Annotated in this window: 16 protein-coding genes; 3 read left to right on the forward strand and 13 right to left on the reverse strand. The window is 52.0% G+C overall.

Annotation, left to right across the window (positions count from 1 at the left end; all coding sequences use genetic code 11):
• Positions 1–24: 24 nt before the first annotated feature.
• Complete coding sequence (locus ACFOSD_RS04980) at positions 25–702, reverse strand: response regulator transcription factor (protein WP_380692873.1); 678 nt, start codon at positions 700–702, stop codon at positions 25–27.
• On the opposite strand from ACFOSD_RS04980, the gene ACFOSD_RS04985 reads away from it, so the two are divergent.
• Positions 701–2,605 (forward strand): sensor histidine kinase, encoded by a 1,905-nt coding sequence (locus ACFOSD_RS04985; protein ID WP_380692871.1) that lies wholly within the window; start codon positions 701–703, stop codon positions 2,603–2,605. The two genes, ACFOSD_RS04980 and ACFOSD_RS04985, sit on opposite strands and share 2 nt — an antisense overlap.
• 75 nt (positions 2,606–2,680) lie before the next feature.
• Here the strand turns inward: ACFOSD_RS04985 and ACFOSD_RS04990 are convergent, their stop codons facing one another.
• The 11 genes from ACFOSD_RS04990 to ACFOSD_RS05040 form a co-directional block, all read right to left on the reverse strand.
• Positions 2,681–4,027, reverse strand: coding sequence for a GH1 family beta-glucosidase (locus tag ACFOSD_RS04990; protein WP_380692869.1), 1,347 nt, complete (start codon positions 4,025–4,027; stop codon positions 2,681–2,683).
• Between the two features lie 40 nt (positions 4,028–4,067).
• Positions 4,068–4,925 carry a carbohydrate ABC transporter permease gene (locus ACFOSD_RS04995; RefSeq protein WP_380692867.1) on the reverse strand — a complete coding sequence of 286 codons (858 nt, stop codon included), beginning with the start codon at positions 4,923–4,925 and terminating at the stop codon, positions 4,068–4,070.
• On the reverse strand, positions 4,926–5,936 hold the full coding sequence (locus ACFOSD_RS05000; RefSeq protein WP_380692865.1) for a carbohydrate ABC transporter permease: 1,011 nt from the start codon (positions 5,934–5,936) through the stop codon (positions 4,926–4,928). It abuts the gene before it with no gap.
• Positions 5,937–6,041: 105 nt separating this feature from the next.
• Complete coding sequence (locus tag ACFOSD_RS05005; RefSeq protein WP_380692863.1) at positions 6,042–7,268, reverse strand: ABC transporter substrate-binding protein; 1,227 nt, start codon at positions 7,266–7,268, stop codon at positions 6,042–6,044.
• 97 nt (positions 7,269–7,365) lie between these two features.
• Complete coding sequence (locus tag ACFOSD_RS05010; protein WP_380692860.1) at positions 7,366–8,367, reverse strand: LacI family DNA-binding transcriptional regulator; 1,002 nt, start codon at positions 8,365–8,367, stop codon at positions 7,366–7,368.
• A gap of 330 nt (positions 8,368–8,697) precedes the next feature.
• Positions 8,698–8,892: a hypothetical protein gene (locus tag ACFOSD_RS05015; RefSeq protein ID WP_380707557.1), complete on the reverse strand. Its 195-nt coding sequence runs from the start codon at positions 8,890–8,892 to the stop codon at positions 8,698–8,700.
• On the reverse strand, positions 8,883–9,392 hold the full coding sequence (locus tag ACFOSD_RS05020) for a DUF1016 N-terminal domain-containing protein (RefSeq protein WP_380692858.1): 510 nt from the start codon (positions 9,390–9,392) through the stop codon (positions 8,883–8,885). Before ACFOSD_RS05020 ends, ACFOSD_RS05015 begins: the two co-directional genes overlap by 10 nt.
• A gap of 143 nt (positions 9,393–9,535) precedes the next feature.
• Complete coding sequence (locus tag ACFOSD_RS05025) at positions 9,536–9,787, reverse strand: DUF1272 domain-containing protein (RefSeq protein ID WP_380692856.1); 252 nt, start codon at positions 9,785–9,787, stop codon at positions 9,536–9,538.
• A 75-nt stretch (positions 9,788–9,862) separates the two neighbouring features.
• Positions 9,863–10,162: a type II toxin-antitoxin system RelE/ParE family toxin gene (locus tag ACFOSD_RS05030; protein WP_380692854.1), complete on the reverse strand. Its 300-nt coding sequence runs from the start codon at positions 10,160–10,162 to the stop codon at positions 9,863–9,865.
• Positions 10,163–10,432: a type II toxin-antitoxin system Phd/YefM family antitoxin gene (locus ACFOSD_RS05035; protein ID WP_380692852.1), complete on the reverse strand. Its 270-nt coding sequence runs from the start codon at positions 10,430–10,432 to the stop codon at positions 10,163–10,165.
• Positions 10,433–10,756: 324 nt separating this feature from the next.
• Positions 10,757–11,605 carry a hypothetical protein gene (locus tag ACFOSD_RS05040; RefSeq protein WP_380692849.1) on the reverse strand — a complete coding sequence of 283 codons (849 nt, stop codon included), beginning with the start codon at positions 11,603–11,605 and terminating at the stop codon, positions 10,757–10,759.
• A 927-nt stretch (positions 11,606–12,532) separates the two neighbouring features.
• Between ACFOSD_RS05040 and ACFOSD_RS05045 the strand changes: the two genes are divergently transcribed.
• Complete coding sequence (locus ACFOSD_RS05045; protein WP_380692847.1) at positions 12,533–12,805, forward strand: type II toxin-antitoxin system Phd/YefM family antitoxin; 273 nt, start codon at positions 12,533–12,535, stop codon at positions 12,803–12,805.
• Between the two features lie 28 nt (positions 12,806–12,833).
• On the forward strand, positions 12,834–13,058 hold the full coding sequence (locus ACFOSD_RS05050) for a Txe/YoeB family addiction module toxin (RefSeq protein ID WP_380707559.1): 225 nt from the start codon (positions 12,834–12,836) through the stop codon (positions 13,056–13,058).
• A 108-nt stretch (positions 13,059–13,166) separates the two neighbouring features.
• On the opposite strand, the gene ACFOSD_RS05055 is transcribed toward ACFOSD_RS05050, so the two are convergent.
• The gene (locus ACFOSD_RS05055) at positions 13,167–14,780 is read right to left on the reverse strand and encodes an ABC transporter ATP-binding protein (RefSeq protein ID WP_380692843.1); all 1,614 of its coding nucleotides are present in this window, start codon (positions 14,778–14,780) and stop codon (positions 13,167–13,169) included.
• Positions 14,781–14,785: the final 5 nt, after the last annotated feature.

Here is a 14,785-nt window from a genome sequence, read left to right on the forward strand (position 1 = left end):
AGCAATGCCTTCGACTTTACGGCATTAACGGACAATTTTTACCGGTTCACTCAAGGCATAGCCACGATTGCGAAACGCATGAATGGGCAGTTCCATCGCCGATTGCTGACGGATTTTACTGCGCAATCGGCTGAAATAGGTATCCAATTTCCGCGTATCCGTCACCGCGCCACCGGGCTGCAAACGGCGGCATAAATGTTCCCGGCTGAGTTCTTCTTCCGCCTGTGCTAATTCTAAGACCAAGGTAAACTCGCCCCCGGTCAGGCTGACGGTTTGGCCATTAGGTGCCTGCAATTCATGCAGACTTTTACGCAACACCCAGCCCTCGGATTCCGGTGGCAAACGCTCGCATAGGCGCTCAATTAAGGTCGAAAGCTCCGGCAAATGTACTGGCTTCACCAAATAATGGTCGGCGCCGGCGGCCAATCCCTGCACGCGCTCGTCTGCACTACCGCGCGCTGACACAATAATAATGCCAATGGCCAAGCCCAATTTCGCCCGCAGCGGGGCAATTTCGGTCATCGCATCCCCGTCTGGCAAGCCTAAATCCAACAGCACCACATCGAAACACTGCTTGCTCAGCGCTGCATTCATACTGGCGATGGAATCTGCACCTGTGGTATCAAAGCCAAGGAATTTCAGATAATCGACCATTTCAATGCGCAGGTCCGGGTGATCTTCAATGACTAAAATGCGGGGCATGTCCATATTTCGCTGTTGTTTCTTGTTGCTTATGGTATCGGCGTTTGCTGGCAGCCTCAATGCACAAGTGGCCATTGATGTGTCACAGATCACATCGGAACGCGGGCTATCGGTGTTACCGCATGCCCAGTGGCGGTACGATGCCACCGGCCTGTTAAATGCCGATGCGGTGTGGGCTACCGATACACCCATGCCAAATGGCATCGACGACATGGCGTGGCAAACGGCAACACAGGGCCTGAGTTTAGGCTACCGCTCGGGCGCTTTGTGGGTGCGTTTCTCGTTAACAGCAAGCAATGAAGAAGACATCTGGTTGCAGGTAAACCCGACGTTTCTAGACCAAGTAACGCTGTATATACGACACGACGATGACCGCGTAGAGCAGCTTGCTTCCGGTGACCACGTCGCCATCAACCAACGACCGCTGGAAAGTCGATCCATCATCTTCCCACTGGTGGTTCCCAGTACCGGCATAGACCTATTGCTGCGGATACAGACCACCAGTGCACTCACCCTAAACGCTGAACTCTGGCAACCCGATGCGCTCTATACCTCCCAACTCAACACCAGTTTGTTTTATGGCGTAGTCTTCGGTTTGGTGGTGTTGGCCGTTATGGTCAGCTTACTCAGTGGACTCTGGACCCAACAAGGCACCTTTTACAGTGTGGCCGCCTATTTACTGTGTTTTGGCTGGGTAATCTTCACGCTGAATGGCTTTGACCTGCAATACCTCTTTCCCGAACACCCGAAATTAACCGACTACACCATGGGCACAGCGAGCTTTTCTGTGGCTGGGTTTTTATTGTTGTTTGTGCGCAGCTATTTACAAATTGGTTCATTGCTTCCTTGGCTGGCACGGGTGTTTGATCTTTGTATCGCTATCGCCGCGATCGGGTTTCTAACCAGCGCGTTTGGTTCGTACCCTACGCTGGCTCCAATGTTTATGCTGTATGCGCTCAGCGTGTTGCTGCTGACCATAACGACCTGCATTGCGATGATCCGGGTGCAACCAAACCGCGCACTGCTGCTATTGATCACCTTTGTACCGGGCATGCTGGCGGTACTGCTGCAAGCCTTACGCAATTTGGGGTATCTGCCACTGAATTTCTGGACCACCCACCTATGGCCGTTGAGCGCCATGTTGCAAGTTCCCTTTACCGTACTGGTCGTGCTGTTGAAACTGCGCGAAGACGAACAACAACTGCTCGTTGAACAAGAACGCACGGCCGATATGCGGCGGTTCTACAACCTCATGGCACATGAACTGCGTACGCCATTGGCCGTACTGGAAACCGCCTTATCGAATATGCAATTGCAACTCGCCGATCAACAGGCTGCACTTACACCACGCCTACAACGGGCCCGTGTGGCGGTAGCGCGGCTGAATAATCTGGTGGACAACGCCCTAGCGGAAAATCGCCTGAGCCAACTGACCCAACCGCTACAACATGAAACCATTGAAATGGATGCGCTATTGCACGATGTCGCAAGCTTAGCCTTAACGACCGACCGGCACCGCTTGGTGGTGGATAACCAACTTCACCAACTCAACATAGACGGAGACCCACGCTGGCTGGTGTTAGCTCTGTTAAACCTGATCGACAATGCGATCAAGTACTCGCCCGAAGGCGGCACCGTAACCCTGCAGGTTTCAGGCAATGGCAACGCCATTCAATTTGCCGTACTGGATGAAGGCATAGGCGTAGACCCGGCGAGTGAACCCAGGTTGTTCGAGCGTTTCTTTCGAGCCGCCAATGCCCAGGCACACACGCACATCAGCGGCTTAGGCATTGGGCTGTATCTGGTCTCCGAAGTCGCTAAATTGCACGGCGGAGAGGTGTTTTACCGTCGCCGTGATAAAGGGAGTGTGTTCGGGTTTTCGTTGGCGCCAATTGAGGCATAAGGTCTCGCGGTTCTTGAGTACGGCTTTTAACAGCTAAAAAGTTTGGGTGAGCCGCAAAGGCTCACCCGTTTTGAACTACCGCCCGCGCTGTTCCGCAATCCAGGCCTTATACAGTTCACCGCTGCGTTTAACGGTGCGTTCTTGAGTGTCGTAATCCACATACACCAAGCCGAACCGCTGGCTGTAGCCAAATGCCCATTCAAAGTTGTCCATCAGGCTCCAGGCAAAGTAGCCACGCATGTCGACGCCTTGTTTCATCGCTTCGCCCACCGCTGTCAGGTGGCGTTCATAGTAGCGTACGCGCTGTTCGTCGTTCACCTTTCCGTCGGCGGTTAGGTGATCATCGCCCGCCATACCATTTTCAGTAATAAACATCGGCGGCAGGTTGGCGTAGGTTTGGTGCAGCTTGACCAACAGATACGTTAACGCTTCGGGGTAGACTTCCCAGCCAATGTGCGTGTGCTCGGCGCCGGTTTGCGGCACAAATTCTGACGCGTCGTTGTGGTCACGCACGACATGGCGGGTGTAGAAGTTCACGCCAATGAAGTCGACGGTTTGGCTGATCAACGCCATATCGCCGGGGAAAATCACCGGTTTGAGTTCAGGGTGCTGGTCGAAGTATCCGGCGTAGTATTCCCCGGTCAACAACGGGCAGATAAACCAATGGGTATCAATGATGTCGGTCCGGTCGGCCGCCGCTTGGTCTGCTGCACTGTCGGTAGCGGGGTATGCCGGGGTGAAGTTCAACACAATTCCGTGTTCACTTTCCGGTGCCAGACCGCGCATGATGGGCAAGGCTAAGCCGTGCGCCAGCAATAGGTGATGCGCCGCCGTGTACGCCCACGCTGGTTCTTGGTAGCCGGGGGCATGTACGCCAATCTGATAACTCAGAAAAGAGCTACAGAACGGCTCATTGAAGGTCGCCCAGTGGGTGACTTTGTTGCCTAAACGGCCAACCACTACTTCGGCGTATTCCGCAAACGCGTAGGCCGTTTCCCGATTTAACCAGCCGCCTTTTTCTTCTAAATAGTAAGGTAAATCCCAGTGGTACAGGGTAACCACTGGCTTAATTCCCCGTGTGATTAAGCCATCAATCAGGCGCTCGTAAAACGCTAGGCCCAATTCATTCACTTCACCACGTGCAGGGACGATACGCGGCCAGGCGATGGACAGACGATAAGCGTCAACACCCAGGTCTTTCAGTAGGTCTAAATCCTGTTCCCACAGGCGATAATGCTGGCATGCGGGTTCGCCGTTGTCGGCGTTCAGCACACGGCCTGGCTCGCGGCAGAACACATCCCAGATGCTATCGACCCGACCATCGGTGTGAATATCGCCTTCTATTTGAAAGGCTGCGGTAGCGACACCGTAGACAAATGACGGTTGGCGGATGGGTGAATCGGCAGGAATGTTAAAGCTCATAAATACTCCAAGGGTTGAATAGCGGTCAGGCCAAGTGCGGTTATTTCACCGCACCCGACGTAAGGCCAGAAATCATTTGCTTGCTCGACAACAGATAGATAATCAGCAAGGGCACAATAGACAGTGTAGTGCCTAACATCACGGCACCCCAAGGCGTGTTGGGAATGCTTTGCACGCTGCGCAAGGCTTGGGTGATGACCTGCATATCCTGACTGTTCAAGATGACCAGCGGATGTAAAAAATTATTCCATAACATCACGAACTGCACGATGGCCAGTGTAGCCAAACCGGGGCGCAACAAGGGCAGTACCACGCTCCAGTAAATTCTGAACTCGCCAGCACCGTCCAGTTTAGCCGCTTCCAGCAAGTCACGCGGGATCGACGCCACTACGTATTGGCGAATCAAAAAGATACCAAAGGGGCTGATGGTGAAGGGCAACCAAACCGCGATATGGGTATTGGTTAAGCCGATGGCGTTGATCACCATAAAATAGGGGATCAACGTCAGTACCGGCGGAATCATCATCGAGCAAATCATGACCGTGAACAGCACATTCCGGCCACGAAAGCGGAACACCGCTAAGGCGTAGCCTACCATGCTGCAAAACATCAAGGAAAACAGCGTGCCCAAACCGGCCACTTTCAAGCTGTTGTACATGGCGTTCCAGAACGGCATGATTTCTTGCAGTTGGCGGTAATTGTTCACCAACTGATCGCTGAAGGCGATGGTCAGCGTGGTGCTGAACATGGTGGTGCGGTCATGGGTGGACAAAATTCCCGACCAGATGAACGGGAACACCGTGATCACCACGCCCATCAGCAACACCAGCCATAAAATCAGCTTCAGGCTGAGGTCTATGCCACGCTGGTAGTGTTCGTTTTCAAGTATGCGTAGCATTTAATTACCCTCCAAGCCTTTGCGACCGAACAGCCAGAAATAGATGCCGGTCAGGGTGCCCACGATGACAAACAGCACCCAGGAAATTGCGGCCGCTGAACCCATATCGAGCCATTCCCACGCCACTCGATACAGGTAGTTCGAGATCGTCATGCCATTGGTCGCAGCGGTCTGCAGCCCACGCGTCAGCACGTAAGGCTCTTCAAACAGGTTCATGTTACCGATGATGGTGAGCGTAACCGCAAAGAAGATGAACGGCCGCATCAGCGGAATGGCGATGTAGCGGAAGCGCTGCCAAGACGACGCGCCATCTATTTTCGCCGCTTCGTAGAGATCATTGGAAATGGTCGCCAGACCGGCGGTGTAGATCACGATGTTAAAGCCCACATACTTCCAAAATACCACAAAAGAAATGGAGTAACGGATCAGCACGTTTTCTTGCAGCCAAGCAATGGGCATAAAGTTATTGATCCAACCGAAGGCCCATTCGGTAAGCGCACCGTTGGCCAGCCCACTCAATAAATGGTTGATCAAGCCGCTTTGCGGCGAATACATCACGAAGAAAATCATCGACACCGCAATGGTGGACGTGATGTACGGTAAAAAGTAAGCCGTGGTCAGCCAGTGGCGTGCCCGTGCACCCAAAGACACCAAGAGATAGGCCATCGGCAAGGCCACCGCATGCTGGGGTACACCCGATAAAATCGCCATGACAAAGGTATTCCACAGCGACTGCCACAACGTCGGGTCCGTTAAGGCCAGCGCGTAGTTTTCCAGCCCGACCCAGCGCATAGAACTCAGCCCCGCGACCGGATTCCAGTGGTGAAATGACAGAAACACCATAAAAAAGATCGGGAACACCCCAAACACGCCAAAGATGATGATGTAGGGCGACACAAACCAGTAGGGCGTGCTCTTGCTGCCAAAGCGCTTGAGCTTGTCCGACGTGGTTTCCCGTTTGGTTGCCTTCGGCTGTACCGTGGCGGATTGGATTGTCAGGGGATTACTCATGACCAGATCCTGAGAAAATAAACGAAGAATTCGATACTGGAACAGGCCATTCACCGACCACCACCGGCAGAATGTACCGGCGGAGTGAATGGCCTTTTCTATGGCTTAGCGGACGCGGCGGCGAATCTGCGCGTCGGCGTTGCGTAACGCAGTGGCGATGGGCATACCATCGTTCAACACTTGCTCAAGCGCGGTTTGAATAACCAACGATTGGGCAATCAAGTCACCTTTGTGCGGTTCAACCGCCGTGACGTTTTCGGCAATTTCCGCAAACATCAGACGAGCTTGCTGACCGCGCAAGAACTCGATGGGCTCATCGAAGCTGGCGTCGTCATAGGTGCCAGTATGGGCAGGGAAGGCGGCAATGTTTTTGAACCCGGCCAGTTGGTTTTCGGCGCTGATCATGTGTTCGATCAGGCTCCAAGCTGCTTCCGGGTTGCTGGACTGCTTAGGAATACCCAGGAAAGAACCACCCCAAGAACCGTAGATTCCGCCCGGCAGGTGGCTTACACCCCAGTTACCAGCCGTTTCTGGTGCCATCCAGTTTTGCAAGTGGCCCAACAACCAAGCACCGGACATTTGCGTTGCAAAGGTTCCTTCACGGAAACCGGTGTACCAATCTTCCGTCCACTCGCTGATGTTGCCGTCTAAACCGGCATCACGGACTTCTTTCGCCAACTCGAAGGCGCGTACAAAGCGATCACTGGTGACAATCGAATTGCCGTCGGCATCAAAATACAGGCCGTTACCGGGTTCAACGTTAAAGTTGATGTACGCGGCGGCAATGGCAGCGGCGTTACCGATCAACAAAACACCGTGTTTTTCTTTCAGCTCTTTACCGTAGTCAATGTAGCTGTCCCACGAGGCCATCACATCGCTCAGGTTGTAGCCCAAGTCTTCCATATAGTCGCGGCGGAAATACATGACGCCGGGTCCCAAATCCACCGGCACAGCGTACTGACGGCCATCACCACCCTTGCCTTGTGCTACGGCGTATTCCGCGTAGTTACTGGCGTGTGGGGCGAAGCGGTCGGTCAGGTCAACAAAGCCACCTTGGTCAACAAATGAACCGACGAAGCCCACGTCGATCAGCACCACATCACCGGCCCCTTGGCCAGTGGCCAGATTGGTCGCGATTTTGTTGTGGTGGTCGCCGTGGTTGTTCATCAGTTGCTCAACGGAATGACCCGTTGCCGCTTCAAAAGCGGGCAAAATACGGTTCAGTTGACTGTCGTAGTCCGGGAAGCCATCAATGCGCAATTCGGCGGCTAACGCGCCAGCGGAGAGGGCGAACGAAGCCAGCGCAAGGCCAGCGGTGTGTTTCAGTTTCATGGAATGCCTCCAGTTTACATGTTGTTTTTATCGTTTTTATGGTTTTCGTTTTACGGTCTTGCTTATGGGTCTTGCGTAACGTAGTGCACGTCATGGGTCATTTTTGGGGACTGACAGACTCCCGAACGACCAACGACGGATCAAAATGGTGTTGTGTGGCATGCGGTCGTTTTTCGGCCAATGCCACTGCCAACTGCCCGGCCTGCACACCCATTTGTCCGATGGGTACATGCATGGTGGTGAGGCCCGGTTCAATGTAAGCAGACATCACAATGTTGTCGTACCCCGCCACCGAGAGCTGCTTGGGCACCGCAATGCCCTGGCTTTTGGCCAAGCGAATAGCGCCATAGGCCATCAAATCATTGCTGCACAAGACCGCCGTCATTGGCTGATCGCGGCGCAATAGACGTTCCATCGCCAAGCTACCGCCGGGTTCGGTGTAATCACCTTCCACCACCAGCTCGGCACGGTAGGCAATACCAGCGTTGTCCAACGCTTGGCGATAACCTTGCAAACGGTCGCGGCTGTCGGACTTGTACAACGGCCCGGTAATGCAGGCGATGTTGCGGTGCCCTTGGGCAATCAAATACTCGGTCAACAGGCGGCCGCCCAACTCGTTGTCCAGATGAATGCACTGCGCCGCCAGCTCGGGGACGAAGCGGTTCACCAACACAATAGGGCAGTCCGTGCGCTGGCTTAAGGTGAACAGTTCCTCGTCACTGATGGCGTCTACATGCAGAATTAAGGCATCAACCTGACGTTGCAGCAGGAATTCAATGGCGTCGTTCTCGTCGTCCCAGTTGCCGTGGCCACTGGTGACGATCAGGTGCTTACCCAAGGCACGTACTTCTTGTTCCACCTGATACATCAAGTCGCCATAAAAGGGGCCGCTTAAATCGCCCACCACCATACCAATGGTGTCGGTTTTGTTGGTGGCCAGCGCACGCGCGGCGTTATTCGGTGTGTAATCCAACTGCGCCATGGCCGCCCGAACCCGCTCTTGCGTTTCTTCCGCCACCCATTTATTGCCGTTCACCACGCGCGATACGGTGGCAACAGAAACATTGGCAAGGCGTGAAACTTCTTTGATGGTGGCCATGGTGTTTGTCCTACTGTAAGCGGTTACATGCTGGGCTAAAAAAACCGACTTACTGTGTTTTGTTTTATTGTTATGTAACCGGTTACAGGAGAGTATTCATAAAAATAGGACTGGTCAAGCTGATGTGTACGTAAAATACGCAAATTATCGCATGGACTGGTTTCTTTGAAGCAGTAAGCGGGTAGTAAGTGGCTGTTTTCTGAGGAAAAATAGCCGATTAACTGTAATCGGTTACATTTTGTATCAGGTTTGTAACGATACTGGATAGGCTATGGTTGGCATTAACCTTCGTATTTAGTCTGGTGTCTGTTGAAGCTGTTACTACGTTCTTTAGCCACAATACCGGCCCCGCTGTTCTTCTATTCGTTGTTCGATTATACGCCGTTCACGCTCAAGTTCGCGCTGCAGTTCTTCCTCACTGGGCAGTACGGTGAGGTATTTCGAGGCAAACAGTTGTTGGCTGTCTTTAAGCACGGAATACTGGGCGACGGTGTGGTTGTGTTCGCTGCATAAAATCAGGCCGATGGTGGGGTTTTCTCTTGTGCCTCGGCGGCGACTGGATCTTTTTCACGGCTGGATAGTAGGCGTTCGTAATACAGGGTGCCGATCTGGCGTTCTAGGGCGCGACTACTCCAGTGCTGACCAGCGGCTTCGTCCATATACCATGCCCGAGCATCAGAATTTTCTACCCGCAGTAACACGCGGTAGTGTGTCCAACTCAATTCGGGACGCACTGCGTTCCAAATTGGGAAGCATTGATAAAATGCTCGCATATTACGCAAGTTACGGGCATCAAACCCTTTACCAAATTCGCCAGTCAGGCGGATGGATAGCTGCTCAAGCTGTTGTCTACCGTAAGCAGCGCGGCTGTCGCCTTGCTGTTCATGCTCGATAATCAAACGGCCAATGTGCCAGTAGGTGTGCACCATGGCAGTGTTGACGCTGCGCTGGATTTGCTGACGTGCCTGTTGCACTAACTCGCTGATGTGATGGTAAAGCGTATCGGTGGTGGGGAAATCATTCATTGGTCGGCTCCTTCCTAATACTGACCACAGTTTATACCCTGAGTGCCACAACAGAATGCACCCAATGGCTGTGCTGACACCAATATGTCGTTAATGCCAGGCTCAGAGAACCGTTTTTGATCAACCGAGCCTGATGCGTGTTGTTACGCACTACCTGCTACACAGCCGTTTTCCTTTAAAACTCGTTTGGTAGAGGCCGGATTATTCTTTAACAAAGCTGCCGGTCGAATCGGGCGCTGCACCAGGTTACCACCACAGTTGGGGCAGTGACCGTCCAGTACCGTTTCAGCACAGCTCACACAGAACGTGCATTCAAACGTGCAAATCACCGCCTCCAAAGATTCTGGTGGCAGATCTTTGTCACAGCACTCACAGTTTGGTCTTAGTTCTAGCATATACGTTCCTCACCTATTCACTCTAGAATTCGGGCTTTTCTTGGCGGCACACATACTTTCGCAGGTATAGCATGGTTATGTTTCGTTTGCTGGCAATTTGAGCTTCCTCTCACTCCGCCAGACTCGTATGAGCACAACCTCTTTAGCCTGCCTGAGATAGACAACTCGAAACGGCACGTGAATCAATTCGCGAATATGATCCATGTTGAATTCAGGAACAACTCGGTCAGTATCAGGGTGGATTTGAAGCATTTCACAGTGCTCTAGGATAGCAGCCACGAAATCATCACTGATAGGTGGCACATCCTGCTCTTTGTAATACTCCTGAACTGCTTGTAAGTCCTCAATAGCGGACTGTGCGATGCGTAATTCCATTTACTTGATGCCCAACGTTTTCTTGGCGTCCTCCAACGATATGGTGTTGCCCTCGCGAACATCCATAAGCCCCTGTGCCACCGCCTTTACAAACCGCAATTCCTCGGCAGTTCTCTCATAATCCTCGAGCCCCTGCACAACAGCTATGCCGCGGCCACGGCTGGTAAGCAGGATTGGGCGATGCGTTTCTTGTGCTCGACCAACCACCTTTCCGGGATTGATTTTAAGGTCTGATAGAGGAACGACATCCTCGGAAAATTTCACCTGCATAATGATTGCCTAGCCAACGAATTGGTGCCATTAATAGCACCAGTTAACAGGTGCGGTAAAGAAACATAACTATTGAAACCATTAAGCGGTTATACAGCAGCGCAGCAGCGGCTATAGCCGCCATTGATATCTGATTGTAGTCATAGTGCACGAACTTGGCATGGCGGGGCCCCGTAACCTGTTTCCTTACATACATGAGACTACAGGGCTGAAGTTTTTTTACAGCCTCAACGCCCCGCACAAGGGCGGCCAAATAAGCGCAGCGTTTTGGCTGTCCCAGCGACCAACGGGAGCGATTGCTGCGGATTGTTATATGTAAAGCAGCTAGAAAGGCAAATCATCGTCAAAATCTCTCTCTAACTTATTCGTTAATTCTTCAACAAAAGTTACCGCGTTATTCCTTAGCTCATCAATAAGCTTGTCGTTGACATTTACTAAGCGTCCTTCAGTGGTTTTCCCGTTCCGGTGAACCAAATCGTGGCGAACAAGAATATACTTCTGAAGATTTGAAATATTTGGAAAATCAATTGAGAATGTACCTGTATACATTTCTCTAACAGTAGGTAGTTTATGATAAATGGTGTTGACCATGACAGTCTTGGCTCGCTCCTGAATTTTTACTGACACATCGTAAATCTCACTGATACTTATCTTTTGCTGTTTGAACTCCGGATGGTTTCTGACAAACTGTTGAAGGTAGTGCTCAGATGAAAGTGTTTTAGAAATGAAAGTATCAGAAAGAAAAGTTTCAAGCGCACCAATAATCGAGATAAATGTCTGGCGAAGTAATAACTGCCTTGTCGCATGGTCATCAATTTGTAGATTTTGGAGTCGAACCGACGATTCCATTTCATTTGAAAAACTTGCACGATGATCTATATTCTGCGCGATCGCACCGAGTGCGTACTGGTCTTCATAGCTCCTTTCAAATATCCATGGAGAGAGACTTATTGTTCTGGATTTGCTAATGCCAGCTATTTTAGACAGAATTTCTGCGCTGCAGTTACTACTAAATGTTATGAAGTAACCGTATAGCAACCCTTCATTTGAAATATTTTCCGTTACCGTATAATCCAGTTGCGAAAGCTCATCCCAAGATATGCCGAGAGCGTCAGCCAAGTTTTCCTGACGGCCTTCGTCTGACTCTAAATAGGATTCTTTAAGGCTTCCCATAGGTTCGACCTTTTAGCATATAACGCCGTGGTAACGGGCGGCTACGGAGCGCAGCGCAGTAGGCGTCCCATTGACCACCTGGTTAAGTTCTAGTCCTCTATGTTGCAGAGGCCATGAAATTTAAACCTGAAAGAGAGCGCTGCCGGATGATTCCAGCTTTCAGGGTTCTCGCCCAAATGCTTATCGAAAATAGCCACAATTTGATTGGTTGTGTACTGCGCCAAGCATCTGGCAAGTGCTGGTTGCTCACCTGTACGGATCAACTGTTCCGTGAGTAGACCGTCAGCGACTCCCGTGACCCATGCAGACCGTTCTGTATCACCGAGGTTACGATACTCGTTTCCAGTGAGAGCGAAAGCTGAGGGAATCAAAATCCAGAAGAGAAAAGCTCCGGATAATAACCTTTGCGACATTTCTTCTCTCCTCGAAAACTTAACAGTTTATTTCTGCGCATGCACGTTTTTCTGGCAAGCCAAAAGCCCAAAAACCCGGCAACCCATTGATAATAAATGCATTTTTTTGAATTCCATGCCTGCTCCACCTAGAAAAACGCGCATGCGCGTAAACATATTTAGCCGTCATGACACTGTGCGCATAAACACGGGCGGATTATTCCCAAGTGCTTGTTTTTCTTGCGAATTTTCGTGTTACCACCAGAAAAACACGCATCAACTCAATTGAACTTAGCAGAAAAACGCGCACGCGCAAGCGAAAAGCTGCTGGGTATAAGCATGTTGCGGGTTGTTGAACACATCTTTTGTCTTACCCATTTCCATCACTTTGCCGGCGCGCATGATCATCCTGCGGTGGCTGAGGGCTTTGACCACGGCGAAGTCGAACCGCAACAGAAAAGGCGTCGCCGTGCTTGGCCTTGTTAAGGCTTTTATCGTAAGCTTGTACGGATAATCCGTACATAAAGGTGCCGTTATGGATACAATCAGTGTAAACAAATTTAGAGACAACCTTAAAAGCGTTGTAGAACAAGTGGTTAGCAGGCATGAACCGCTCAAGGTAACTCGTAGAGCGGGCGAGGCTTTTGTTGTTATGAGCGCCGAGGACTGGGAGCGAGAGCAAGAAACGCTACATGTTCTCCAAAACCAGAGCCTCATGCAGCAGATTGCCAGCTCTCTTGAAACCCACAACCGGAGTGAAGGCTATATACCAACCGAAGAGCAGATGAATGAGATCACTGGTATTTGAAGGCAACACCTGGGAAGCGTATGAGACTATGCGCGAGAAGGACAAACAATTACATAAGGCCTTGCGCAAATTGCTCAAGGAAAAGTTGCGTTCAAACGACCCTGCTACAGGTACAGGAAAGCCTGAACCTCTAAAACACAACCTATCTGGCCTATGGTCTAAGCGGATATCACAGAAAGATCGTTTAATATATCGATTCGATGACAAATCCATTTATATCTTCGCTATTGGTGGTCATTACGATCAACACTAACGTCGGGAAATTGCGATATTGCCCACGCAGCAGAAAATTCCACATGCACAAGCAAAAAGCTGTGGTCATTCGGGTTAGCTAACCGCCCCTCTCTCTACTACCCACTCCTTACACAATCGATGCAATAAGCTGCCGGGTATATGCATGCTGCGGGTTGTTGAACACATCTTCTGTCTTACCTGTTTCCACCACTTTTCCAGCGCACATGATCATCATGCGGTGGCTGAGAGCTTTGACCACGGCGAGGTCATGGCTGACGAATATGTAGGCCAACTGGCGTTCTTGTTGCAGGCGGCGCAGTAGGTCGATGATGTCCATTTGCACGGTGCGGTCGAGGGCGGAGGTGGGTTCGTCCAGCACCAGCAGTTTGGGGTTGAGGATCAAGGCGCGGGCGATGGCGATGCGTTGGCGTTGTCCGCCGGAGAATTCATGCGGGTAGCGGTGGCGGGTGGCAGGGTCGAGCCGTACGTCTTGCAGGGCGGCGATCACGCGCTGGTCTATGTCGTCGGCGCTGAGCTGTTCATGAATGGTTAACCCTTCGGCGATGATCTGCCCTACGGACATGCGGGGTGACAGGCTGCCGAACGGGTCTTGAAAGATAATTTGCAGGTTACGGCGCAAGGGCCGCATGTGTTTGTGGTTCAGTGTTTGCAGGTTGACGGTTTCGGCGTCGCCTTCAACCAAGTGAATGTCGCCTATGCTGGGCACCAGCTTCAATAGGGCGCGGCCCAAGGTGGTTTTGCCGGAGCCGCTTTCGCCCACGATGCCGAGCGTTTCCCCGGCGCGAATCTGCAAGGGTACGTCGTCTACCGCTTTCACATGGTCGTAAACACGCTTAAACACGCCCCGCGTCATCGGGAACCAGACTTTTAACGGTTCGGTGTGCAGTATCAGCGGTGCATCCGCTGGCACTGGGCTGGGCGTTCCTGACGGTACGGCGTTGAGAAGCTTACGAGTATAGTCGTGCTGCGGTTGCTCGAACACGGCTTCGGTGTCGCCGGTTTCCACAATGCGCCCTTGCTGCATGATGGCAACGCGGTCCGCCACGCGACGCACGATACCCAAGTCGTGCGTGATAAACAGCACGGCCATGCCGAGTTCGCGTTGCAGTTGCTGAATCAAGTCCAACACCTGCGCTTGAATGGTGACGTCGAGCGCGGTGGTGGGTTCGTCGGCGATCAACAGTTCAGGTTCGTTGATCAACGCCATGGCGATCATCACGCGTTGGCGTTCACCGCCGCTGAGTTCGTGCGGCAGGCTGTTTAAGCGTTTTTCGACGTCGCGCAGGCCCACTTTGTTCAGCCATTCCAACACTTTGGGGCGCGCTTGGGCGCGGGCAGTTTTCCACGCGCCGCCACTGTGTAACCAAAGCGCTTCGGCCAGTTGCTTTTCAATGCTGTGCAACGGGTTCAGGCTGGTCATGGGTTCTTGGAAGATCATGCTGATTTTATGGCCGCGCAGAAAACGCAGCTCTGCTTCCGGTGCGTGCAGCAGTTCTTGGCCTTGGAAATGAATCTCACCACTTTCATAAAACGCGGGCGGGCTGGATAACAGGCGCACAATGCTGTGTGCAGTGACGGACTTCCCGGAGCCACTTTCCCCCACCAGCGCCAGGGTTTCTCCGCGCTGGATGTTGAGGTTCACCTCGTGAATAACCCGCTGCCGTTCGCCACCCTGTTCAAAGGCGATACTGAGATTACGAATGGATAGAAGGTCTGTCATGGGCT

Source organism: Salinispirillum marinum, assembly GCF_042650105.1.
GTDB lineage: Bacteria > Pseudomonadota > Gammaproteobacteria > Pseudomonadales > Natronospirillaceae > Salinispirillum > Salinispirillum marinum.

Coding starts and splice junctions, on each gene's coding strand:
- ACFOSD_RS04985 (WP_380692871.1), top strand. CDS start 701: ATGTCCATATTTCGCTGTTGTTTCTTGTTGCTTATGGTATCGGCGTTT.
- ACFOSD_RS04980 (WP_380692873.1), bottom strand. CDS start 702: ATGCCCCGCATTTTAGTCATTGAAGATCACCCGGACCTGCGCATTGAA.
- ACFOSD_RS04990 (WP_380692869.1), bottom strand. CDS start 4,027: ATGAGCTTTAACATTCCTGCCGATTCACCCATCCGCCAACCGTCATTT.
- ACFOSD_RS04995 (WP_380692867.1), bottom strand. CDS start 4,925: ATGCTACGCATACTTGAAAACGAACACTACCAGCGTGGCATAGACCTC.
- ACFOSD_RS05000 (WP_380692865.1), bottom strand. CDS start 5,936: ATGAGTAATCCCCTGACAATCCAATCCGCCACGGTACAGCCGAAGGCA.
- ACFOSD_RS05005 (WP_380692863.1), bottom strand. CDS start 7,268: ATGAAACTGAAACACACCGCTGGCCTTGCGCTGGCTTCGTTCGCCCTC.
- ACFOSD_RS05010 (WP_380692860.1), bottom strand. CDS start 8,367: ATGGCCACCATCAAAGAAGTTTCACGCCTTGCCAATGTTTCTGTTGCC.
- ACFOSD_RS05020 (WP_380692858.1), bottom strand. CDS start 9,392: ATGAATGATTTCCCCACCACCGATACGCTTTACCATCACATCAGCGAG.
- ACFOSD_RS05025 (WP_380692856.1), bottom strand. CDS start 9,787: ATGCTAGAACTAAGACCAAACTGTGAGTGCTGTGACAAAGATCTGCCA.
- ACFOSD_RS05030 (WP_380692854.1), bottom strand. CDS start 10,162: ATGGAATTACGCATCGCACAGTCCGCTATTGAGGACTTACAAGCAGTT.
- ACFOSD_RS05035 (WP_380692852.1), bottom strand. CDS start 10,432: ATGCAGGTGAAATTTTCCGAGGATGTCGTTCCTCTATCAGACCTTAAA.
- ACFOSD_RS05040 (WP_380692849.1), bottom strand. CDS start 11,605: ATGGGAAGCCTTAAAGAATCCTATTTAGAGTCAGACGAAGGCCGTCAG.
- ACFOSD_RS05045 (WP_380692847.1), top strand. CDS start 12,533: ATGGATACAATCAGTGTAAACAAATTTAGAGACAACCTTAAAAGCGTT.
- ACFOSD_RS05050 (WP_380707559.1), top strand. CDS start 12,834: ATGCGCGAGAAGGACAAACAATTACATAAGGCCTTGCGCAAATTGCTC.
- ACFOSD_RS05055 (WP_380692843.1), bottom strand. CDS start 14,780: ATGACAGACCTTCTATCCATTCGTAATCTCAGTATCGCCTTTGAACAG.